Origin of the sequence: Ligilactobacillus ubinensis, assembly GCF_024160875.1 — a bacterium.
In the GTDB taxonomy this organism is placed as follows: Bacteria; Bacillota; Bacilli; order Lactobacillales; family Lactobacillaceae; genus Ligilactobacillus; species Ligilactobacillus ubinensis.
This window is the reverse complement of the sequence record NZ_JAIULA010000021.1, coordinates 2,793-26,102: the sequence shown is the minus strand read 5'-3', so window position 1 is coordinate 26,102 and position 23,310 is coordinate 2,793. Positions and strand designations below refer to the sequence as shown.

Below are 23,310 nucleotides of genomic sequence, written 5' to 3'. Positions count from 1 at the left end.
CGAACCTATTTATTTTCTTATTTTATTCTTCAATCTGATTCATAAACTTCGCTAATGATTCTTGCCATGGATGAAATTCAAAACCTGTCTCCTTGGCTAAATGCATCACTGAATATGCTGGCCTAAATGCAGCTGCTGGATATTCATCTGAAGAAACTGGTTTTACTGCTACTTTTTTATTCTTCAAGATTTCTTTGGCAAACTCATACCATGAACATGTTCCATCATCACAACATTGATATACGCCATAATCAATCTTGTTGTCAATTAAATAAGTTACAAATTCTGCAAGTGTGCGTGTCCAAGTTGGACGTCCAACTTGATCATTTACAACAGTTAACTTATCATGTGTTTTAGCTAAATTAAGCATTGTGTAAACAAAGTTATGCCCGTATTTTCCATACACCCAAGCTGTTCTAACAATATAATATTTTTTGCAGTACTTTTTAACTGCTTGTTCACCTAGTAATTTAGCGCGTCCATATTCATTTTTAGGACCAGTTGGTGCATCAGGCATATATTCACCTTCAGTTAAATTGCCCTCAAAAATATAATCCGTACTTGGATATATTAAAGTTGCATCATACTTTGCACATGCTTTAGCGATAATTTCAGAGCCTAATGCATTAACTGCTTCATTCGCTGCTTTTCCTTCACCTTCTGCTTTATCAACCGCTGTATATGCAGCGCAATGATAAACTACTTCTGGCTTATTAGCTGCAAAATATGCTTCAACACTTGTTGCATCGGTTATATCTAACTTTTCAACGTCTGCTGCATCGTAATCACTAAAGCCACGTTCATCTAAAAGATGTTGTAGTTCTTGTCCTAGTTGCCCATTTCCACCTGTTATTAAAACTTTCATCTTAAATCCTCCAATTTACAACTAGTAGCGCACGATAAAAACAAATCGTGCGCTACTAAGCTAATTATCCACTATTTTAAAGCTGCTTTTTCCTTCAAGGGACGCCACCAAGCTTCATTAGCTAAATACCAGTTGACTGTTTCTTCAATTCCTGTATCAAATGTATACTTAGGCTTCCAGCCTAACTCAGTCTCAAGTTTAGTTGGATCAATTGCATAACGACGGTCATGACCTAAACGGTCTTGAACATACTCGATTGCATCTTCAGTTAAGCCTAACTTTTTAACAATCAAATGGACAATTTCATTATTTGTACGTTCATTATGTCCACCTACATTGTACACCTCACCTTTACGGCCTTGGTGTAGTACTAAGTCAATGGCTTGACAATGATCATAAACGTGTAACCAATCACGAATGTTCTTACCATCACCATAGATAGGTAACTTCTTACCATCCATCCCATTTGAAGTCATTAATGGAATTAGCTTTTCTGGGAATTGATATGGGCCATAGTTATTTGAGCAACGTGTAATATTAACATTTAAACCATATGTTTCAAAATATGCACGTACAACCATATCTGCTGATGCTTTACTTGCAGAATATGGTGAATTAGGAGCAAGTGGTGTTGTTTCTGTAAAATAACCTTCTTTACCCAAAGTACCATAAACTTCGTCTGTTGAAACTTGTAGATACTTCTCTAATTTCATATTTTTAGCTACATCTAACAAAGCTAATGTTCCTTGAACGTTTGTTTCTACAAAAATCTCTGGATGTAAAATAGAACGATCAACATGACTTTCTGCAGCAAAATTGATAATTGTATCTATGTTATGTTCTTTGACTAAATATTCTACTAATTCACGATTGCAAATATTGCCACGTACAAATGTATGCTTAGGATTATCCTTAATATCATCTAAATTATGAATATTGCCCGCATATGTTAGTAAATCAAGGTTAACAATTTTATAATCTGGATATTTGTTCAACATATAATGTACAAAGTTACTACCGATAAAACCGGCACCACCTGTAACTAATAAATTCTTCATTACTTAATTAATCCTTTCCGTATACAAAATTCAAGTCAGCATCTTTTAATTGGGGATGATGCTTATCTTTTTCTGATAGAATCAAGTGTTCCACTGGCATTGGCCAGTTAATTGCTAAATCTGGATCATCAAATGCAATCCCACCATCCGCTTCAGGATTATAGTAACCATCAACTTTATAAGCTACATTAACATTAGGTGTTAATGTCACAAAGCCATGAGCAAAGCCCTTAGGAACTAGTAATTGACGATGGTTATATTCACTTAAAATAAAGCCTTCCCACTTACCATATGTAGGTGAACTTTTACGCACATCAACAATCACATCATAGATAACCCCTGTAACTGCACGCAATAACTTTGTTTGTGCATATGGTGCACGTTGAAAATGTAAACCACGTAAGACGCCAGGTTCAACTGATAATGATTGATTATCTTGTGTGAAATCAACATTAATCCCGGCTTCTTCAAATTTATTCTTTGTATACGTTTCAGTAAAGAAACCACGATGATCACCAAAGACATCTGTTTCTACGATTTTTGCATCCTGTAATGTTGTATCTAAAATACGCACAATATTTCCTCCCTATTCTTCGGCTAAGCGCAATAAATATTGTCCATAGTCATTCTTCTTCATTGGTTGAGCTAATTCAACTAATTTTTCTTTAGATATCCAATTCATGCGATAAGCTATTTCTTCTAAACAAGCAACTTTTAAATTCTGACGTTTTTGAATTGTCGCAATAAAACTAGCTGCTTCTAGCATTGACTCATGTGTTCCTGTATCAAGCCATGCATAGCCACGCCCCATCAACTTAACATCTAACTTACCACGTCGTAAATATTCTTTATTCACATCTGTAATCTCTAACTCGCCACGAGCAGAAGGCGCTAGATTAGCGGCAATATCAACGACATCATTATCATAAAAATAGAGTCCTGTGACAGCGTAATTACTCTTAGGCTGTGCTGGCTTTTCTTCTATAGATAAAGCATGCATATCTTGATCAAAGTCAACTACTCCAAAACGTTCTGGATCATTTACATGGTATCCAAATACTGTTGCGCCATCTTTTTTAGCGGCCGCATCCTGTAATAGTCCTGAAAGACCACTACCATAATAAATATTGTCTCCAAGAATCAGGCAGACTGAATCATCTCCAATGAAATCTTTGCCTAATATAAATGCTTCTGCCAATCCATTTGGCTTATCTTGAATCTTATACTCTAAATTAATTCCAAATTCAGAACCATCACCTAATAACTCTTTGAAAAGATGAGTGTATTCTGGTGTAGAGATTAATAAAATATCGCGAATACCTGCCAGCATCAATGTGGATAGTGGATAATAAACCATTGGCTTATCATACACGGGAATCAATTGCTTGGAAATCCCTCTTGTAATGGGGTACAAGCGTGTGCCACTCCCACCGGCTAAAATTATTCCTTTCATCTGTTCAGTTCCTTTGCTTTTTAATTAAGCATTGGTAAAAATCGCCCATGCTTCCAGTATTCATTGTCTTATATTTTCCACGTTCTTGCAAGTAGTAAATTAGAATACGCACTTAAAAACATCAATTACTTTATGTTTTAAAAATCTATTAAAAAAGCAGGAAATATTCCCTGCCTATAAGTTATAGTTATTTTAAAAAGCTCCATCAGTCTTAAAAATACTGACTATGTTTTTCAACATTATTTTAAAGTCAAACCAAAGTGATGCATGATCAACATAGTACAACTCTAACTCACATCTTTTTGGATAACCTATGCTACTTCTACCTGAAGCTTGCCAATATCCCATTGCCCCAGGTGTTACCGATAAAAGTTTATCTACTTTATCGCCATACATCTGCAGTTCAGGCTCAACAACTGGTCGCGGACCTATTAATGTCATCTCGCCTTTCAAAATGTTTAAAAATTGTGGTAATTCATCTAAAGATGATTTACGCAAAAAACGACCAAAACGTGTAATTCTAGGATCCTCGTGTGGAGGTAACTTATAACTATTTGCTACATATTTATCATAAAGTTCTTTGTTATCATAAAGACGTTTCTCAGCTTCAACAATCATTGAACGATACTTATAGATATAAAATGGCTTATGACCCTTACCAATCCGTCGCTGCTTATAAAAAACCGGTCCTTTATTATCTCCAAAACAATCAATCACAAAAACGAGAATTGTAATTGGCAAAACAAACACCAGTGCTACTAAAGAAATAATAATATCTAGTAGTCGTTTAATAAAATGGTATATCATCTGATTTGCTCCATTAAACAAAATATTGCACTCCTTTAGACTTAAACGTTCCCATAAGTTGTCCAATTTAATTACATTTCTAATTGAACTTACAAGTGTGTAATAATAAAAAACACTATCAAAATTAGAAACATACCGTTATCATTCTACTATATTTTAAGTCTAAAAAAAAGTATAATTATATTAAGTTTACATATTCATTATTTATCAAATAATTCCTTACGCTTGTTTTGCCATATTCTTGCACGAAACAAAAAGCCTGCTAAATTATACAAATGCATTTTGATAAACAATATAGGTAACATTCTGCCAGTTTTACATTCCGAAATTTTTGTTTCTTGTATAGCTTTTTTAAAAGTTTCTGTCTGAGCTAATGTCCTTAATAAACCTACTTGCTTCCACCAGTTAAGTTTATTCTCAACAGCAAAAACCTCATGCACCATTATAACATTAAGATGCATCATAATATAAAAGTTATATGCTTTTTTAATAACATCATTCTCATCAGCTATTGCTTTCTTGCTAGTAATAAGAGCAGTAATATAATCTCTGGCTTTATTTCCATCATATTCATGCACAGTTGAGATGCTATTGGCAGTATAATGATAGCCAATTATAGAACTAAGCTTAATTAATCGACAATATCTATTATAATTAATAATAAAATCTCCATCTTCTGCTAATCTTAGTTCCGAATTAAATGATATCTCTTGATTAACTATTATCTCTTTTCTTAATAATTTAGACCAAACTGTCATATAGCGCGTTGGATTTTTAAGCATTTTTACTTTTATGTCATTTAAGTTTTCTTTTGAAAAAAGTTGGTCTTTAGTTACTAGCCTTACTTTCTCATTACCAGACTCATATCCATACATAATCATATCCGCATTGTTAGACTCTGCGTCAATTAACAGTTTTTTTGTTGTCCCTATGGTTAAGTAATCGTCTGCATCAACAAAAAAAAGCCAACAGCCCTTAGCCTTCTCTATACCCTTGTTTCGTGCATTAGAAACACCTTTATCAGAATGATATAAATACACATTATGATTTGTATTTACTAATTCCTCACATTTTTTTGTTGTTTCATCACTAGAAGTGTTTTCAACAATTATTATTTCAATTTTATCCATTACTTCTTGATCACAAATTATACTTTTTACTGCTTTTTCAATTGTTTTACTGGCATTATGCGCTGGTATGATAAATGAAATTATTATTTTTTTTCCCAAAATTCTACCTATTTCATATTTGCCTTTCCTCTAACTTTGCGAATTAAAAAATTGGTTATTTTTTTTAGCCAATGTTGACTTCCCATGAACATTACAGGAATTTCAATATAATCAACTTTATTTGCTTCCACCCAAACATCTATTAGTATTTCACTTAAAAAACCAAAAATTCTTTTTTCATAAGCTGAATAATCCGAAATATCTGTTCGTTTTTCAACTTCCTCTAACACATCTATTAACCAAAATGTATACTCATCAAATATTTGCGCTTTAGCAATAAACATATTAAATTTATGCACTGCTTTTTGTTGCGTCCATTTATCAAATGCTGTTAAATAATTTGGAAATTTCTCTTCAATAACTTGCCGCGTAATTTCCAAATCTTTTTCATGATGTGCATGCGCATATTGTGACCATGATGTTTCAATATAATAATTTCTCTTTGTTGGTAAAATCATATCATGTTGCGAAAGTAGATTCTCCATAGTTCTACTAGTCATAACATCTGCAAACTTTTTATCAATAGTACTAAAAAAATTCTTTTTTCCATTAGAAAATAAGCGTCTATAATGCACCAAACCCTTTACATCTGCCGTTCGATTTTTAGCAGCCCAATATTGTGCTGTTAGTTCACAATAATTTTCATTTTTTTCAGAAATATTGTCTCCTGTATTGTCTCGTAAAAAACCAGGAAAGTTTTCCTTTTCCTGTCCAACCTGTAAAGGAAAGTACATCTTATCTTGTGGCATTTTAGCAATTTTATGACTCACAACATAAATTTCTGCTTTCAAATCTATTCCTACTTTCTATTAAAAAAAATAATATACCAATCACCCAAATATTGGCGACGTCGTTGATAATATCCCCAATAACGAATCAGCTTTACTGCTTGCCAGATTTTTTTTCTTTCATACAATTTAGCGCGTTCATCTAACCATTCTTGAACTCCACTCAATATTCTTAGCTGTTTTTCTTTATTTGATGAATTATTATCCTGAACAAATCTTATTAAATCAAAACAAAAGTTTTGTGTCATAGCAATCCACTTTTTTTTCTCAGAAATAGTTTTCATTTCAACTGTTTCAAGAGAGTAAGTACTATCACTATGCTGTCTATAATCAATTAAATCTTCCCTTAAAACATATAATCCATCACTAAAAAGACCTAAACGCCACATTAAATCATCGTGTGCATAACCTTTGCGATAATACATTTCACTTTTTACGGCTAAATCTTTTCTAATACAATAGGTACACCCCGGATATATTACGGCCATACAATTGTTTTTTAACGGTATTTTCTCTAATTGACCATTATTTTTAGATGGCATAATTTTTTTAGAGCCATCATCATAGAAATTCCGATGATTGGATACCAATACATTAATTTGTGAGTTTTCTTCCATTACTTTTTCCATTTTCTCAATCTTATCATGATGCCAGATATCATCTTGATCACATGGAAAAATTAAATCACCTTTAGCTTGCCAGATTCCACACATGAAATTTTGACGCCAACCTTTATTCTCCTTGTTAACACTTATCTTCCAACTAGATAATGCATTATCTCGAATAAATTTTTCAACTATAGAAACAGTATTATCTTCTGAATTATCATCTAAAATAATAACTTCATCCGGTTGATATGTTTGCGTATATAGTGATTCTAGCTGAGCTTTGACATATTTTTGTCCATTAAAAGTAGTCATTACAACAGTTGTTTTCATAATTAGCTCCTTATTAATTAACACTATCCGCAGCTTTTTTAGTATAATATCCCTCACGTAATTTTTGGGCAATTTCTCTTGTATTGCTTTTTATTTGCTGGTATTGCTCTTCAGAAATAGAATCCAATACAGAATCTAACTCGTTTAAACTATCAATTGCAATTCCTATCTTATTATCTAAAACAAAATCAGCCAAAGCTGCTTTTTTCCATATAATAATTGGAATACCTGAACTTATATATAGCGATGTTTTATGTGGATTATTATAGCGCAAATAATTCCCATAGGTTCCCTTGCATGTTTTTATACTTGGACCATCCCATATGAGACCAAAATTTTGATTTAGATGTGCTGGTAATTCTTCAGGACTATATTGTCCACAATATTCAATACAACTAGGATATTCAGAAAACATATTAGGTCCAAATGCATAGAAACCATGTTTTAAATCCAAGTCTTTTAGAAACTCTGATTTAAATAAATTTCCTGCAAAGCAGATACTACGATTATATTCTACTGCTTTATTTATAGGCTGTGGATTAGCATAATCAAAAACCTCTAAATCAACTAACGGCTTTTGACACCCTTTTTCTTGTAACCATTTCCCCATATGTTTATTATGAACAATTATCTCATCAGCTAAATCAAAAATTTTCAATTCTTTTACAATTGTTTCTGACTCAGTTGATTGTAACCCTTGGATATCATGTATCAAAAATACAATTTTGCTGTCTTTCTTTTTTCTTATACACTCAATAATTTTTCTCGTAATATGCTCTGAAGGGATAGGATATTGAATAATAACCTTATCAGGAGATAGTCTATTAATATCTTTAGGTATCGTAATGTTTGCTAAAATAGCTTTTTTAAGTTTTGATACATACGGATTTACTTCATAAGATGTATATCCATGTTCTTTTAAGAAATTAATAATATCTATTTTTGCTTTTACTCCACCTGTATTTTTTCCTGGATCCAATGATGTTAGAATAATATTATTCATTTTACACCTCCATTAGTCTAAACCATTTAATTGATTATATTTTTTCATTGACTCATCCAATACATCATTTTTGTCATGCATTTTAAAATCATTGCTATTTCTAATTGATAAATTATCAGCCATTCCTCGTGCTTTTTTCAAAACAAATTCAGCTTTGGACTTTGTAAAATAGTGATTAACACGAATTATATTAGTGCTTACGTAGTGTGTAAATGCGCCTGTGACTACCTTACCATTTTCATTTATTGCTTTATATCCAGGAAGATAAGTTGCATAATGTGGATTTATAAACCCTACAACTTTATTAGGATCGCAAATCGTTTTTATATGCTTGTTTTTTTCAAATGTGTTTTCTGCTCTATAAACAAAATTATCAGTTACTAGTCCGTCAGGTTTATTTTCTAGATGCGACGATCCAAAAATCTCCCAGTTTACACCTAGTCCTCCAATCGATTTATCTTTAAAATAAGAAGAAATAGTTTCTATAACCTTCGTATTATTTGGAGGGCAAAAAATAAACTCATCTCCATCTATCATAGCCATAAGTTTACAATCTTTTCTATAATGATTTAAAGCATCATTATATGCATCATACTGGCGTTTAGCACCCGATATTTTTTTATATGTTACAAAGTCATCATATTTTTTTAATATTTGCTTTGTATTGTCTGAACTATCATTGTCATAAATATAACATTGTCCTACACCAATAGAATAATAATATTTTAGCCATTCTTCTAGATATAATCCCTCGTTTTTTACAATAGCAACAACTGCTAACTCATACTTAGGATTACTTTTTAATTTTTTTAAAAATAGTAATCTCAAGAAATTTAAACAACCCAATATTAATAAAGCTTTACTATCACAAAATTTTCTGAATTTTTGATTTTGTACTTTATGTAAGCTAATAACTAAACTAGTCCTTTGTGTACATGCATCTAAAAATTCTCGATTTAAAAACATACCCCTAATACCCCTGTCTATTTTTGAATACTTGATTGTTAGCCAAAAGTGCTAAAAATATACATTCAAATGAAATCTCCAATAAATGTTGATCAATAATGGAACTCACTGCCATAAAAATTAACGCTAATTCAAGTGCAAACATTTTTTCATCTAAAAGTTTATTCGATAACCATATCATAGTTCCAATTACTAAAATAAAGCAAAATACACCATTCATCATTAGAATTCGAATATAGCTGCTATCTATATAAAAATAGGCATATATTCCATGATGCAATCCCCCATTTCCAGTCTGTTCAATCACTTGTCCAAATAATGGAACGTTAAACTTTTTAAATGCTATATGACTAAACTGTAATCTTCCTGATAAGGCATTATTTATTTTTAATAGAACCGAATTATGTGGACTATATAAATAAGTTGCCCCCATCATACCTGCTATTAGCAAGCCTAAGATACTTGATACTCCAATATTTCCAATCCGTTCTAAAATTCTAATTACATATGGTAGAAAAACAGCTGTCACTAATATTAAAATCATTAAAATAAAATCCAGTTTTGTATCTGTCACTATATAGCTAAATATCGCTAAAGTTATCCAAATTACATATTCAGCTATCGTCAGCTTAAATTTTTTCAATGTAACATAAAATAATTCAATATAAAAAATACGTGCCGCTAAATCTGTTGGATATACTGTTCCCAATGCGTATCTTAATTCACTAGAACCATCTCTCATGTTTGTAATTCCATCAATTATACCTAACTTTGCTGAGATAAAAGTTATTGCCAAACAGCTTATTACAACTACTAGAAAAGTTTTAATGATATTTTCAAATTTGATATCCTTTGCTGCTATAATCATTACATAATAATAAACCATATCCCAAGTATTTGTATTTAAGCTACAGCACCAAATAAACAACCCTATCAAAATAACAAATGCCCATCCCTGCCAATTTTCAAAGTGATTAAATAACAATATTTTTATTATTGCTAAAACACAAGCAAGCATCCAAAGTTGATAAGGAAAACTCTCATTCAAAACATAGATAAACATAGTTCCACTTACAAAATGTCCAATCAAATAAATTATAAATGAAATAAAAAACAAAAGACTGTCAATTTTATATTTATTTGCAAAAAAACTAAACTCATTCCTTTTTTGTAGTATAAGCTCCACCGTATTTTCCTCCCACTATGCTCTTCTATCTAATAAGTAAGCTAATGAATCAATTTTTAATGCTAAAACTAGATCCCATATTCTCCCTCGAATAGCTGTTCTTTCCTGATAATCTTTATATTTACACATTTTTAACAAATTCATAAACGTTGATTTTTTATAAAAAGCCACTCTTGTTTTTAAATAATTTTGTGATTCTTTAGTTTTAATGTCAACATTTGCAAAATCTATAGTTAGTTTATCTATAGCATCAATTTGCATCTGAAAGTTTTTAATTCTTTCCTCTTTATCAAAAGATTTAAGCTTTGCTTTAAGTCCTCTTTCTGCAGCTGAGGATAACCCAATTGCATTATTTGAATGAACTCGATAATTTATTACTGGTTCATTCAAATAATAGCATCCACCTTTTATCGCTGCAATCATATTCAAATACCAGTCATGGGGTATCATCTCATTATACGATTGCAAAAACATTTCTTTTAAATTCTTTGTAATTGCCATTGCACATCCAGGCGTTACATTGCTGATAACTAAATCTGATAAAGGTATTTGATTTAATCTCTTTAGCTTCTTAACTGAAAAATAGAAATTTGAATTATACATATTTTTCCCATCTATAATCTCAATACTATGTGAATGACCATCTATTAAAGATATGCTTCCATTTAAAGCTAAAATATGTTGATTATTTTCAAAAATTGAAACCATTTTTTCTATTTTATTTGGCAACCATTCATCATCTTGATCACTTAAAAAAATATAATCACCATTTACTAAAGAAAGAAGATTATTAAAATTCCCCCTATAACCCTTATTGGATACATTGGTTTCAAAAGACCAGTTAGATAATTCATTTTCTTTGATAAATTCTTTTATCAAATTTCCAGTATTATCTGTAGAACAATCATCCCTTATTATTACTTCATCTGGTTGCTTTCTTTGATTTAAAATCGACTGTAATTGTTTCTGGATATATTTTTCTCCGTTATAAGTTGCTATAATAACAGAAATCATTAATATCATCTCCTTTCTCAGTTATATTCGTTTAATTATATGTGCAAGCATGCTATTAGCTTTTTTCAAAATTGTTGGTTTTAATATAATCATCATTAACAAATAAATTAAAACTCCCAAAACAACTTCTATTCCTATAGAAAGTACACTTGTATGTAACGATACATTCAATTTAAAAACAGGAATAAACATTACAACTCCACCTATAATATATTTCCATAAATTTGTAAATAACTTTTTAAAATTAATTTCTTTTCGTACAGACCAAAATTGGCAGAATGTCACAGCAGCTTCAGATAAAACTGTTGATACCATTGCACCATTTAAACCCCAATATTTCATTAATGGAATATTGAGAACTATATTTACTACAGCACCAATTATAACGGAAGTCGTATATGCATTTACTTTATTTGTTGGTAATAAATATTGTACACCAACCGCATTACTCCATCCTATTATAACAATTACTGCTGCCTCTATCATTATTGCGGGGCCAACAGGATCAAATCCTTTACCATAAAAATATGGCACACCATGTAATCCAACCGCTGCTAAGCCAAATGCCATTGCAACCGCTATAAAAGATATAAAGTCAAAAGAAGAATATAACATTTCCTTAATTGCTTCTTTATTTCCCTTTGAAAACTCGCTAGCTACATGTGGCAACATGACTGTTCCTGTTGCTGTAACTAGTGCCAAAACCATCTTAACTAAACTATCAGAATTATTATAGAATCCAACCGCTGTTGATCCGTCGAAAACACTTAACATATTCTTATTTAGAATTAAATAAATCTGCGTAGCTATTTGTGGTACAAATAATGCAATAGATGGTCGTAAATGACGCATTGGCCGCAAAGAGCTCAATTTAACTTTAGTTAAAAGAATACGTAATCTTGGCCATAGTGTAATATTGCCAAAAATAGTTGATGCAGCAGTTAATACTATATACAGGCCTATATCATTTTGTGTTTTAACACAAGTTAAAATTAATACTAATGAAACTATTTTCACCATCGTATTACGCACAACTGTCCGTTTAAAATCTTCTAATCCCATATAAAGCCATGAAATGTCTAACGTTGCAGCGATTATATTCAATGATTGAAGCCAAATATACCATGTGTACTCAGTATATATTTGCAAGAAAATAATTAATGCAAAATAAGCCACAATAGTCATGACCATTTTGATAATTTGTATTTCCCAAAAGATACGGCTCATCTTTTCTTTGCTATCACGTACATAAGCTATTTCACGATTCCCGTATAACGATATCCCTATGCTTGCAATTAAGACAAACCATTGAATCCATGCACTTGTATCAGCATATATTCCCACACCATGTGGTTTTAATGTACGACTGATATATGGCGCTGTAATCAGCGGCGTTATCAATGCTAAAATCTGATAACCTGCATTATACAGATAGTTACGAACAACTTTCATATTATCCCTCGAATTCTTTATCCACTGTCACCAAAGCTGCCCCTATCACTTGGTCCATATTATAGTAACGATATTGTCCTAAACGTCCACCAAAAATTACATTTTGTGCTTGCGTATCTGCTAATTGCTTGTATGTCTTGTATAAAGCATTATTTTCTTTATTATTTACTGGATAGTATGGTTCATCGCCACGTTTCCAATCAGCTGGATACTCACGTGTAATAACCGTTTTATTCTTTTCACCTTTTCCAAATTCAAAATGCTTATGTTCAATAATACGTGTAAAAGGTGTCTTTGCATCCGTATAGTTAACTACTGCATTGCCTTGATAGTTATCCTCATCTAAGACCTCAGTTTCAAAACGCAAGCTTCGATACTCTAATTCGCCCAATTTGTAATCAAAGAATTCATCAATCATGCCTGTGAATACAACCTTATCGTAATCACGCAAATATTCTTCTTTTTTTGCAAAGAAGTCTTTATTGAGTTCAACTGTAATATTTTCGTGTTGGAGCATTTTTTCAACAATTTGTGTATACCCACCCATAGGTATTCCTTGATAGGAATCATTGAAATAGTTATTATCATATGTTAAACGTACGGGTAAACGACGGATAATAAAAGCTGGCAACTCCGTTGTTTTATGTCCCCATTGCTTTTCCGTATACCCTTTGATTAATTTTTCATAAATATCTGTTCCTACTAATGAAATAGCCTGTTCTTCAAGGTTTTCTGGCTTTTTACCAGCTAAAATAGAACGTTGTTCATCAATTTTAGCTTGAGCTTGCTTAGGTGTGATAACACCCCATAATTTGTTAAAAGTATTCATATTGAATGGTAAATTATATATTTCACCGTTATAGTTTGCAACTGGTGAGTTTGTATACCGATTAAATTCAGCAAATTGGTTAACATAATCCCAAATTTTTTTATTTGAAGTATGGAAAATGTGTGCACCAAATTGATGCACTTGAATACCATGAACTTCTTTAGTATAGATGTTACCAGCTAAATGACCCCGTTTTTCAATTACCTTTACTTCATGGCCTCGTTTAGCGGCTTCGAATGCAAATGTTGCTCCAAAAAGTCCTGCACCTACTACTAAATATTTAGTCATCTTAAATCCTCCATCATTAACATTATTATTCCATTTAAGTATGTATCTTCATATTTCAAACAATCTATCGTATTATAGCACAATTACTTTGACATGTAGAATCTACTCCTACAATTCAGCAAATACAGTTAATTATACCATATTTTTTTAATTATCTTTTTTAACTAATTGATAATGCTTTTTTAAGTGCTGTAATAATATATTTTCCTTGTCGAATCTGTTGTCCAATTTCTAAAGCATTTTCTTTCATTTGATGATACTCCTCTTGTGTAACAGCAGCTAATATATCATCTAAATCATGTAAATTTTCAATTGCAATCCCAACCTTATTCGCCACAATAAAATCAGCCATGGCAGCTTGCTTCCAGATAATTACCGGTAATCCCGTACTTAGATAAAGTGATGTTTTGTGGGGGGCATTGTACTTTAAATATTCTCCAAAAACACCATCACACTCATCAAGTGAGGTCCCATCCCAAACTAAACCAAAATCCTGTGTTAAGTACTTTGGTAAATCATCAGCCGGATAGACGCCTAAATATTCAATACATTTTGGATAGCTTGCAGCTGGATGTGGCCCAAAGACTTTGCAACAACTATTTTGTAAAGACAATTCAGTTAAAAAGCTAGATTTTTGTAAATTTCCTGCAAAGCAGACCGTTTTATTATATCTATGTTCTGGCTGCATTATTTGATGATTACGATAATCAAAAACTCCTAATGTTATCATCTTAGTGATTATCCCTTGTTTTTTTAACCAATTAAGCATTTTAGCGTTATGCACTATTAACATATCAACACTATTAAAAATAGCTAGTTCATCCTGTTTAAAAATACTATTCTCTTTATAAATCCGTAACGTCTCAACATCATGAATAACAAAAATAATTCGTGCCTGAGTATATTTTCGAATAGCTGCAATTATTTGTTTAGTCAAAAAAACTGAATATATTGGATATTGAAAAATAATATTATCAATCTTTTTGCCTTTGAAAAGTTGTGGTAATTTAAAAAAACGATAACCTAGCTTATCTAAACGAGAAGTTGGCAAATTGAGTGATAACACTTGATAACCTTCTTCTTGTAAGAATTCATCAATATCAACTTTTGCTTTTGGACCTGCATGTTTACTGTTTTTGTCAAGCACTGATGATAATACATAGTTATTCATTTTTTTCTCCTATCCATAAAAAATTCTTCCATTACAATAGCAATTATCATAAGATTTGTAAAGTGAACATTTTTAAAATGCTGTTAATTCTAGTATAATCAATTCAGATAAAGCAATTAGTAAGGAGGAGATTTTGTGTCTAATATAGCCATCTTAGGTTATAATATTTTTGGAATTGGTGGAACCTCGCGTAGCAACCTTAATCTAATAACAGAGTTTACCCATACAGGACATCTTGTTAATTATTACAATTATGTTTCTTTTTCAAAGCAAGATGTTGAAACTTTAAAAAAGCAGCTTTCTATTAATGAAAATGTCTCATTTCACTTTTTTCCAGCATTATACGATTTGATTCCCCATGGTGAATATGACTATATATTTCTTACGCGTGAAGATTTCTTTCCACTAGCTAAAATTTTACGTAATGTTTACCCACACGCTATTATCATTGGTGAAATCCATACTCCACTTACGCTCCTACCTCAAACACTGGGTGAACTAGAATCTTTCTCATGCATTCGGGTTGCAACACCTTCGATAAAAAGGGCTTTCAAACAGCGTTATCACTTTGACCGCATCTATGTTCAAACAGTTAGTCTAGCGCATTTAAAATGGAAATTTCTTAAAAATCAAATATCCAATTCTAATCTACTAATTCGTTCACGTTTTGATGAAAGTCAAAAGGATATCCATTATGCGCTTAAATTGATGTCCCAGCTGGTTAATCAAAAAATACATTCGGAATTCATGCTGTATCTGGTCGGAAAGGGTCCTGACAAAAGTAAGTATCGTAATTGGATTAAGAAAGATAATCTTACCGCAAATGTCTTTATCAATAGTAAAAATCTTCCGCAAAACTATACCTGCTTATCAACTGCTAAAGTAGAAACACTTGGCTATTCCATCGCTGAAAGTATTGCTAATGGCCATCGTGTTATTGCATATCGGGGCGATGATGACGTTATTTATGAAAATTTTAGTAAAGTACCTCTAATAACATGGATTACTAAAGACTTAGCAACTGATTGCGCTACTGTCCTTAAGACAATAAACAAAGTCCCAACGAAAGAGGAGTTTCTCGCATCAAAAGAAATTATCACTTCTTTAGCAGGTAACTATGTTGCTCAATTAGATTCAAATACTGCTCAATTCAAACACTATCCTTTTAAAGCAACTGAGTTGACTGCAACTGATGTTCAACAAATAAGAGTTAGCATTGAAAAAAAGTTAGGTCCCTCAATTGTTAGCTGGTATATCAAAGTTTATCGCCGCATTAAAAAATATTTCTTTAAAACTAAGTTTTACTAACCTTATCCAAACTAAAACACCTCCCAAAGACAGCAAGTGAACTCTTGGAAGATGTTTTTTATTATCCTTAATTTTTTAATTACTACTTTTTTTCAACGACTACGCCGTTACGATCAACATTTAATTGTCTAAAATCACCATCAAGCCACGCTTCACGTGCTATCCGGATAAACTCAGGTACCTTTTTTTTGTCGACAATTGTCATTACGGTTGGGCCAGCTCCACTTAAATATGTAGCCATTGCCCCCACATGATGCCCAATCTCACGTAGTGTTGCTAGATGAGGCACAAGAGCAGCCCGATATATTTCGTGATAGCGATCTGCTTCCATTAAACGACCTGCCTCATCAAAACGTTCTGTTAATAAAGATGCCACTAATGCATTACCAATACTACCAGCCGCAACTGCCTCTTTAAATGGCAATTCTTTAGGCAATGCTTCTCTACTCTTACTTGTTGGTAATTCATATTTTGGTATATAAGCAAGCATTTCTAATTCAGGAAATCTTCCCTTTACACTAGTTACATGACCACTCACATAGGCAGAAACAACAAAATCACCTAAGATTGCCGGTGCAACATTATCTGGATGCCCTTCTAAATAGGTAGCTTTTTGCAATAATGTTTCTTTATCCATATCTAACTTCCCAATAATATTTGCAATTTCTAATCCTGCTACAATTGCAGAAGAACTACTCCCTAGACCTCGCGCTAACGGAATATCTGAATCTACTATTATTCGATGTGGAGTCAAGTTTGGGACAAGACTTAAAGCTGTTTGAACAATCATATTACGTTCATCGGTCGGAACATCGCTGCCTAATTGATGTTCCACTACCCAGTTAGCCGTTTGTTCTGCAATTGTCACAGTAAGATAGACATTTACAGCAATGCCTAATGAATCAAAACCTGGCCCCAGGTTAGCACTAGTTGCTGGAACTTTGATTATTTCCATAGCTTACCTCTACTCTCCCAAAACCTTATAAGCTGCAATTACTTCTATTGTATCTACTGCATTAATCTGTTCTTTAATTCTATTTAATTGAGCTTCACTCATCTCATGCGTTACCATCGTTACTCGTGCATTTTTTTCATCTAATTCCGTTTGTGTAATTAAATTAAAACTGGCATTTTCTTTTGTCATAATTTCTGTTATTTTTAACATTTGTCCCGGTTTATCCAAAACTTTTAATGAAATATAATATGGATATACTACTTCTGATGATTCTGCTAATTTAATTTGCGCTGAGTAATCGTTAAAGCGGACACCTGTTGTCCCCATAGCGATATTCTTCGTGACTGTAATAATATCGCTTAAGACACTATTGGCTGTTGGTAATTCACCAGCTCCAGGGCCATAAAACATTGTTTCACCCACAGCAGCACCTGTTACAAAAACTGCATTATTTTCATTTTGAACTGTAGCCAATGGTTGCGAACGCGGTACTAAAACCGGACCAACTGAAACATCCAAATGTTCATTAATAAGTTTTGATATACCCAACAATTTAATCTTATAACCTAAACGTTTTGCTTCTTCAATATCCTCTAATTTGACACCACTAATACCCTCTAACTTAACATTGCTTAATGTGATGTCTTTTCCAAATGCAAATTGCGTTAAAATAATCATCTTATAGGCCGCATCAATACCTTCTACGTCATTGGTAGGATCTGCTTCAGCAAAGCCTAGTTCCTGTGCTTGTTGCAAAGCTGCAGCATATGATACACCCTTTTGATTCATTTGTGTCATTATATAATTTGTTGTTCCGTTAACAATTCCCTTAACTTCAACAATTCTATCCGCCGCAAACGAATTGACAATCGTTCTTAAAATAGGGATTCCACCTGCAACACTGGCTTCATAATATAAATCACATTTTTGTTGTAAAGCTAGACTTGTTAATTCTGGGCCATATGTAGCAATCAAATCCTTATTGGCAGTCACTACATGCTTTCCTGCCTTCAATGCTTGTTCAATATATTTTTTTGCAGTCTCGACTGTTCCCATTACTTCTACTACTAATTGAATACTTGGGTCACTTAATACAGCATCAACATCATCTGTAACCTTAATACCGGTCATATCAACAGACCGTTTCTTGCTTAAATCATGAACAACAATCGTTTTTACAACGAGTCTGCGCCCTGTTATAGAAGAGATTTTTTCTGCATGGTTGGTTAACATTCTAACGACCCCGCTCCCAACCGTACCTAGACCTAGTATTCCGATATTAATGGCTTCCATGTTGTGCCTCCTATATAATTACATTTTTTAATTAATTTTATATTAACATATTTCACATAATTCTTGTGTAATAACTACAATTAATTAAATAATTATCTCTACATGACTAATTAATTGTTGTTCTATATTGTACTTTATTCCTATTCAAAAGGCTACTTCTCTATATGAAAAAATAGTGAGATGTGCTATTCTTAAAAAAAGAATTGATTAAAAAGGAGGCTTTTTTAATGTCTACACTATATCGCAGCACTCGCGATGAAAATGCAGAACCTATTACTGCTTCTCAAGCAGTTTTACAAGGATTAAGCCCAGATGGCGGTCTTTATGTTCCAACGAAGTTAACTAAAATTAATGTTGCCTTAGAGAACTTAGTCTCACTCACTTATCAGGAATTAGCTTACCAAATATTACAACCTTTTTTCTCTGACTATACAGCTGAAGAATTAAGAAATTGTATAAATGCTGCTTATGCTGATAACTTCTCAACGCCTGTAATTGCCCCTGTCACTTATTATGCTGGCAATGCCTACTTAGAACTATTTCATGGTCCAACCATTGCTTTTAAAGATATTGCTTTACAATTATTACCACATCTATTGACGACTGCTGCTAAAAAAAATAATTCTACTAAAGAAATTGTTATTCTAACTGCTACCTCTGGTGATACAGGTAAAGCTGCTATGGCTGGCTTTGCTAATGTGGATAAAACTCAAATTTGTGTTTTTTACCCTAAAGATGGTGTAAGTCCTATCCAAGAAAAGCAAATGGTAACACAAACTGGAAATAATACCCATGTTATTGGTATTACAGGGAATTTTGATGTTGCCCAAACCAATGTCAAAAACATCTTTAACAACAAAACACTCGTTAAAAAATTAGCTGATCGTGGATATCAGTTTTCATCTGCCAATTCTATCAATATTGGGCGCTTATTCCCTCAAATTGTCTATTATTTTTACGCCTACGGTCAATTAATAAAAGATAAAAAAATAAAATGTGGTCAAAAAGTTAATTTTTCTGTTCCAACTGGGAATTTTGGAGATATTTTAGCCGGTTATTTTGCTAAAAAACTCGGATTACCAATTAATAAGCTCATCTGCGCTTCCAATAAGAATAATGTTTTAACGGATTTTTTCAATGAAGGTGTTTACGATAAAAAACGCCCATTCTACGTTACTAGTTCCCCTTCAATGGATATTTTAGTTTCAAGTAACTTAGAAAGGCTCCTATTTTACATTTCTAATGAAGATGCTAAAACAACAGCAGATTTAATGTCACAGCTAAATACAACAGGTCAATATAGCTTAACTGACTTAATGAAAGCTAATTTAACTGATTTTGCTGCTGGTTATGCAAGTGAAGAACAAACACTAGCTGAAATAGCCCGCGTTTACTCCGAAGAAAATGTAGCTATCGATCCACACACTGCTGTTGCCTCAGCCGTGGCCAACCAATACAAAAAAGCTACGGGTGACTTAACGCCTATGATTGTCGTTTCAACAGCTAGTCCTTATAAATTTCCGCAAACTGTCCTTAGCGCTTTAGGTGATTCAACTTCTGTTTCTGGCTTGGAATCCGTTAAACTATTACACGAAAAAATTAAAACGCCACTTCCTGAAACAGTTAAAAAACTTTTTAAGGCAACCACCATTCACAACACTGTAGTTACGCCAGAGAAAATGGAGCAAGCTGTTAAACAATTGTTATTGAAAGAAAATTAAATAACTAACACTATAATAAAAGGAGCGACTACAATAGTTTCTCCTTTTTGTAATACTATTTTAAGACTTAAGGTGTACTATGTTATTAACATCATTTAATGCTTAATATTGGGGATGCTTATACATGCATATTAAAAAAGTCTACACTATTTTTCTAACTATTTTTATCATCTGTTTTGCAAGTTTCTTTTATTATTGGATAAATGCAACATCTAGCATTACTGTCCATTTTGTTGATAAAAATGGCACCTTATTAAAAGTAAAGAATATTACTTATTACTCTAAACCTTATCTACTCTTAAATACTAAAAAGCTGGAAAAAGCAGTTCCTGGATATCAGCCTGTAAATAAATATATTTTTTTCAGCAGACATAGCAAACAAATTACCGTTAAATTCAAATCAAAAAATTTCTCTCAAGAAGTAAAGAACTTTAACAGTGCAAAATATGTGGCTGCTACCTTTCAACCTATGACTGTATCATCACATAATGGATTCCAATCAGATCCTTTCAACACCGCACGAACTTATATCGGTACAGAAACTGGAAAAGATAGTTTGCGCTTAATCTATTCTAATAATGGCATAAAATGGAAAAAAATGAACATAAGTTATCCTAAGCTAAATATACGTGATCCTAGCATTGCCAAAATTAATGGATATTGGTATATCGTCTATACCAAGGGACTTATTCGAACAAAAAATTTTCGTCATTGGGAGAAGATACCTTGGCATCACTCTAGTTTATTTGTTAATCACTTCGAATGGGCTCCTGAGTTTTTTAAAGACAAAAATGGAAAATATCACATTATTATGGCCGGAAATTCAGTGACCACGCACTCTTTTCAATTATATGTTTCAGATTTTAACGAAAAAACTGGTCACATAAAAAACAATTGGAAAGTTATTACTGGAAAAAATCTTCCTACAAATATGATTGATGGAAATCTTACTTACTCTCACGGAAAATATATATTATTTTACAAAAATGAAGATGTAACAACAAATAAATTAACTATTGCAACTTCTAATAATTATTTAGGCCCATATAAATCAACATCCTTAAATGTAGATTTGGGTTCATATGTATCTGCAGAAGGTCTAGAAGCTCTATTTTACAAAAATAAAATTCGACTTTATGTTGATCCTTATAAAACTAATAAAGCAGGCGAATCCATTTATAATGGTATTCACTATACGGAAGCAAAAATTGGAAGCAATTCTTGGTCAAAATTGAAAGCTATCACAGCACCATTTATCACTAGACATTTTGGTATTTTAAAAATTAATTAGATTATTTTAAAAACCACAATTTTAGATATAATATGCTAGAATTAAAATTAATACTTAACAATTGGGGGTCATTTCTAAACATGACTAAAAAACTTTCTATTATTATACCCTGCTACTTTGAGGAAGAATCCATTCCTCTCTTTTATGAAGCAGTTGAAGAAATTAAGAATCAACTTCCTATAGATGAATTAGAATATTGGTTTATTAATGATGGTTCTACTGATAATTCATTATCTGAAATGCAACAACTTAATGCTAAAGATCCACATCAAGTTCACTATGCCTCTTTTTCGCGTAATTTTGGTAAAGAAGCTGCTTTATACTGTGGTTTAAAAATGGCTACTGGTGATTATGTGACTGTTATGGACGTTGACTTGCAAGATCCACCTGAAATGCTCATCGATATGTTTAGTTACATTAATCAGGGCTATGATTGCATTGGAACACGTCGTATGAACCGTAAAGGCGAACCGCCAATCAGATCTGCTTTTGCAAAACTGTTTTATAAACTAATTAATAAAATATCTGATACTGAAATCGTTGATGGTGCTCGTGATTTTAGACTAATGACACGTCAAATGGTAAATTCTATTTTAGAAATATCTGAATATAATCGTTTTTCGAAAGGAATCTTTAGTTGGGTCGGTTTTAAAACAAAGTATCTTGAATACAAAAATCAAGAACGCGTTGCTGGAACAACAAGTTGGAATTTTTGGAAGTTATTTACCTATTCTATTGATGGTATTGTTAACTTCTCACAATTTCCATTAGACTTAGCTGCATTTTTTGGATTTTTTTCTTCTTTTGTTTCAGGATTAGGTATCCTATTTATTATCATTAGATATATTTTACATGGAAACTCTGTAAGTGGTTGGGCTTCAACTGTTTGTCTAATTCTTTTTGTCGGTGGTATTCAGCTGATGTTTTTAGGAATTATTGGCAAATATATTGGCAAAATATTCACTGAAGTTAAGCATCGCCCCATTTATATTATTAAAGAAAAAAAATAACTCTCATAACTAACTATTTTGCATATTTTACTATATCGTTAATATTAAAAAAGATAAAATAAAAAAAGTTAAATCGTGTTCATAAATGCAGTGAACCCCAAGATTGTTGTCCAATCTCGGGGAAGCATTCAAGAAGAACGTGGATTTAACTTTTTTATTTTATTAGTACTCCTGTCAACTCATTAAAATGATACGTTACTCCTGAAATAACTTGATAACCTCTTAATAGCTTACCATCAGTATAAAAATAGTATGTCTGACTATTTATCGTTTGCCAACTACGTAGCATTCTACCATCAGTGTAAAAATAGTATATTTTATTATCAATTGTCTGCCAGCTTCGCAACATCTTACCATCAGTATAAAAATAATAAGTCTTACCATTTATTGTTTGCCAACTACGCAACATTACCCCATCACTTGTACGAAAATAATATGTTCTACCGTTTATTGTTTGCCAACTGCGTAACATTACTCCATCACTTGTACGAAAATAATATGTTCTACCATTTATTGTTTGCCAACTGTGCAGCATTACTCCATCGCTTGTACGAAAATAATATGTCTTTGTTCCTACAGTTACCCAGCCAGTCACTTTATTACCATTTTTATAAGCATATGTTTTACCATTAACTGTTTTTATTGTATATGCAGCTGATTCTGTAGTTGTACCATTAGTTGTTGA

The 23,310-nt window shown here is 32.2% G+C and carries 22 protein-coding genes; 4 read left to right on the top strand and 18 right to left on the bottom strand.

The window, feature by feature from the left end:
- Positions 1-22: 22 nt before the first annotated feature.
- The 15 genes from rfbD to LB941_RS09695 form a co-directional block, all read right to left on the bottom strand.
- The gene (gene rfbD, locus LB941_RS09765; RefSeq protein WP_253361664.1) at positions 23-865 is read right to left on the bottom strand and encodes a dTDP-4-dehydrorhamnose reductase; all 843 of its coding nucleotides are present in this window, start codon (positions 863-865) and stop codon (positions 23-25) included.
- Between the two features lie 71 nt (positions 866-936).
- A complete protein-coding gene (gene rfbB, locus LB941_RS09760) occupies positions 937-1,923 on the bottom strand; it encodes a dTDP-glucose 4,6-dehydratase (RefSeq protein ID WP_253361662.1) in 987 nt (328 codons plus the stop codon).
- Between the two features lie 7 nt (positions 1,924-1,930).
- Positions 1,931-2,500, bottom strand: coding sequence for a dTDP-4-dehydrorhamnose 3,5-epimerase (gene rfbC / locus LB941_RS09755; protein ID WP_425270534.1), 570 nt, complete (start codon positions 2,498-2,500; stop codon positions 1,931-1,933).
- Positions 2,501-2,509: 9 nt separating this feature from the next.
- The gene (gene rfbA / locus LB941_RS09750) at positions 2,510-3,376 is read right to left on the bottom strand and encodes a glucose-1-phosphate thymidylyltransferase RfbA (RefSeq protein WP_253361658.1); all 867 of its coding nucleotides are present in this window, start codon (positions 3,374-3,376) and stop codon (positions 2,510-2,512) included.
- Between the two features lie 192 nt (positions 3,377-3,568).
- Complete coding sequence (locus LB941_RS09745; RefSeq protein WP_253361709.1) at positions 3,569-4,183, bottom strand: sugar transferase; 615 nt, start codon at positions 4,181-4,183, stop codon at positions 3,569-3,571.
- A 200-nt stretch (positions 4,184-4,383) separates the two neighbouring features.
- The gene (locus LB941_RS09740; protein WP_253361656.1) at positions 4,384-5,412 is read right to left on the bottom strand and encodes a glycosyltransferase family 2 protein; all 1,029 of its coding nucleotides are present in this window, start codon (positions 5,410-5,412) and stop codon (positions 4,384-4,386) included.
- 8 nt (positions 5,413-5,420) lie between these two features.
- On the bottom strand, positions 5,421-6,203 hold the full coding sequence (locus LB941_RS09735) for a DUF4422 domain-containing protein (protein WP_253361654.1): 783 nt from the start codon (positions 6,201-6,203) through the stop codon (positions 5,421-5,423).
- 8 nt (positions 6,204-6,211) lie between these two features.
- Entirely contained in the window at positions 6,212-7,138 is a 927-nt protein-coding gene (locus tag LB941_RS09730; RefSeq protein WP_253361652.1) for a glycosyltransferase, read from the bottom strand.
- Positions 7,139-7,151: 13 nt separating this feature from the next.
- Positions 7,152-8,141, bottom strand: coding sequence for a glycosyltransferase (locus tag LB941_RS09725; RefSeq protein WP_253361650.1), 990 nt, complete (start codon positions 8,139-8,141; stop codon positions 7,152-7,154).
- 12 nt (positions 8,142-8,153) lie between these two features.
- Positions 8,154-9,107, bottom strand: a complete 954-nt coding sequence (locus LB941_RS09720) for a glycosyltransferase family 2 protein (RefSeq protein ID WP_253361648.1) — start codon at positions 9,105-9,107, stop codon at positions 8,154-8,156.
- Between the two features lie 4 nt (positions 9,108-9,111).
- The gene (locus LB941_RS09715; RefSeq protein ID WP_253361647.1) at positions 9,112-10,293 is read right to left on the bottom strand and encodes a hypothetical protein; all 1,182 of its coding nucleotides are present in this window, start codon (positions 10,291-10,293) and stop codon (positions 9,112-9,114) included.
- 15 nt (positions 10,294-10,308) lie between these two features.
- Complete coding sequence (locus LB941_RS09710; protein WP_253361645.1) at positions 10,309-11,307, bottom strand: glycosyltransferase family 2 protein; 999 nt, start codon at positions 11,305-11,307, stop codon at positions 10,309-10,311.
- Positions 11,308-11,328: 21 nt separating this feature from the next.
- Positions 11,329-12,759, bottom strand: a complete 1,431-nt coding sequence (locus LB941_RS09705; RefSeq protein WP_253361643.1) for a flippase — start codon at positions 12,757-12,759, stop codon at positions 11,329-11,331.
- 1 nt (position 12,760) lies between these two features.
- Positions 12,761-13,876 carry a UDP-galactopyranose mutase gene (glf, locus tag LB941_RS09700; RefSeq protein WP_253361641.1) on the bottom strand — a complete coding sequence of 372 codons (1,116 nt, stop codon included), beginning with the start codon at positions 13,874-13,876 and terminating at the stop codon, positions 12,761-12,763.
- A gap of 160 nt (positions 13,877-14,036) precedes the next feature.
- Complete coding sequence (locus LB941_RS09695; RefSeq protein ID WP_253361639.1) at positions 14,037-15,047, bottom strand: glycosyltransferase; 1,011 nt, start codon at positions 15,045-15,047, stop codon at positions 14,037-14,039.
- Positions 15,048-15,182: 135 nt separating this feature from the next.
- Here LB941_RS09695 and LB941_RS09690 point away from each other — a divergent pair, with 135 nt between their 5' ends.
- Complete coding sequence (locus tag LB941_RS09690; protein WP_253361637.1) at positions 15,183-16,355, top strand: glycosyltransferase; 1,173 nt, start codon at positions 15,183-15,185, stop codon at positions 16,353-16,355.
- Between the two features lie 82 nt (positions 16,356-16,437).
- Here LB941_RS09690 and thrB read toward each other — a convergent pair whose 3' ends face one another.
- On the bottom strand, positions 16,438-17,310 hold the full coding sequence (gene thrB / locus LB941_RS09685; RefSeq protein WP_253361635.1) for a homoserine kinase: 873 nt from the start codon (positions 17,308-17,310) through the stop codon (positions 16,438-16,440).
- A 9-nt stretch (positions 17,311-17,319) separates the two neighbouring features.
- Positions 17,320-18,603, bottom strand: a complete 1,284-nt coding sequence (locus LB941_RS09680) for a homoserine dehydrogenase (RefSeq protein WP_253361633.1) — start codon at positions 18,601-18,603, stop codon at positions 17,320-17,322.
- A 227-nt stretch (positions 18,604-18,830) separates the two neighbouring features.
- Between LB941_RS09680 and thrC the strand changes: the two genes are divergently transcribed.
- The 3 genes from thrC (at position 18,831) to LB941_RS09665 (ending at position 22,625) form a co-directional block, all read left to right on the top strand.
- Positions 18,831-20,324, top strand: coding sequence for a threonine synthase (thrC, locus tag LB941_RS09675; RefSeq protein WP_253361631.1), 1,494 nt, complete (start codon positions 18,831-18,833; stop codon positions 20,322-20,324).
- A gap of 124 nt (positions 20,325-20,448) precedes the next feature.
- Positions 20,449-21,615: a glycoside hydrolase family protein gene (locus tag LB941_RS09670; RefSeq protein WP_253361629.1), complete on the top strand. Its 1,167-nt coding sequence runs from the start codon at positions 20,449-20,451 to the stop codon at positions 21,613-21,615.
- Between the two features lie 80 nt (positions 21,616-21,695).
- Positions 21,696-22,625, top strand: coding sequence for a glycosyltransferase family 2 protein (locus tag LB941_RS09665; protein ID WP_253361627.1), 930 nt, complete (start codon positions 21,696-21,698; stop codon positions 22,623-22,625).
- Between the two features lie 154 nt (positions 22,626-22,779).
- Here the strand turns inward: LB941_RS09665 and LB941_RS09660 are convergent.
- A partial coding sequence (locus LB941_RS09660; protein WP_425270533.1) for an N-acetylmuramoyl-L-alanine amidase family protein occupies positions 22,780-23,310 on the bottom strand: 531 nt, incomplete at its 5' end.

What these genes read in the sequence shown, in the direction of transcription:
- rfbD (WP_253361664.1), bottom strand. Translation starts at nt 865, where the DNA reads ATGAAAGTTTTAATAACAGGTGGAAATGGGCAACTAGGACAAGAACTA.
- rfbB (WP_253361662.1), bottom strand. Translation starts at nt 1,923, where the DNA reads ATGAAGAATTTATTAGTTACAGGTGGTGCCGGTTTTATCGGTAGTAAC.
- rfbA (WP_253361658.1), bottom strand. Translation starts at nt 3,376, where the DNA reads ATGAAAGGAATAATTTTAGCCGGTGGGAGTGGCACACGCTTGTACCCC.
- LB941_RS09745 (WP_253361709.1), bottom strand. Translation starts at nt 4,183, where the DNA reads ATGATATACCATTTTATTAAACGACTACTAGATATTATTATTTCTTTA.
- LB941_RS09730 (WP_253361652.1), bottom strand. Translation starts at nt 7,138, where the DNA reads ATGAAAACAACTGTTGTAATGACTACTTTTAATGGACAAAAATATGTC.
- LB941_RS09725 (WP_253361650.1), bottom strand. Translation starts at nt 8,141, where the DNA reads ATGAATAATATTATTCTAACATCATTGGATCCAGGAAAAAATACAGGT.
- LB941_RS09720 (WP_253361648.1), bottom strand. Translation starts at nt 9,107, where the DNA reads ATGTTTTTAAATCGAGAATTTTTAGATGCATGTACACAAAGGACTAGT.
- LB941_RS09710 (WP_253361645.1), bottom strand. Translation starts at nt 11,307, where the DNA reads ATGATTTCTGTTATTATAGCAACTTATAACGGAGAAAAATATATCCAG.
- LB941_RS09705 (WP_253361643.1), bottom strand. Translation starts at nt 12,759, where the DNA reads ATGAAAGTTGTTCGTAACTATCTGTATAATGCAGGTTATCAGATTTTA.
- glf (WP_253361641.1), bottom strand. Translation starts at nt 13,876, where the DNA reads ATGACTAAATATTTAGTAGTAGGTGCAGGACTTTTTGGAGCAACATTT.
- LB941_RS09695 (WP_253361639.1), bottom strand. Translation starts at nt 15,047, where the DNA reads ATGAATAACTATGTATTATCATCAGTGCTTGACAAAAACAGTAAACAT.
- thrB (WP_253361635.1), bottom strand. Translation starts at nt 17,310, where the DNA reads ATGGAAATAATCAAAGTTCCAGCAACTAGTGCTAACCTGGGGCCAGGT.
- LB941_RS09680 (WP_253361633.1), bottom strand. Translation starts at nt 18,603, where the DNA reads ATGGAAGCCATTAATATCGGAATACTAGGTCTAGGTACGGTTGGGAGC.
- thrC (WP_253361631.1), top strand. Translation starts at nt 18,831, where the DNA reads ATGTCTACACTATATCGCAGCACTCGCGATGAAAATGCAGAACCTATT.
- LB941_RS09670 (WP_253361629.1), top strand. Translation starts at nt 20,449, where the DNA reads ATGCATATTAAAAAAGTCTACACTATTTTTCTAACTATTTTTATCATC.
- LB941_RS09665 (WP_253361627.1), top strand. Translation starts at nt 21,696, where the DNA reads ATGACTAAAAAACTTTCTATTATTATACCCTGCTACTTTGAGGAAGAA.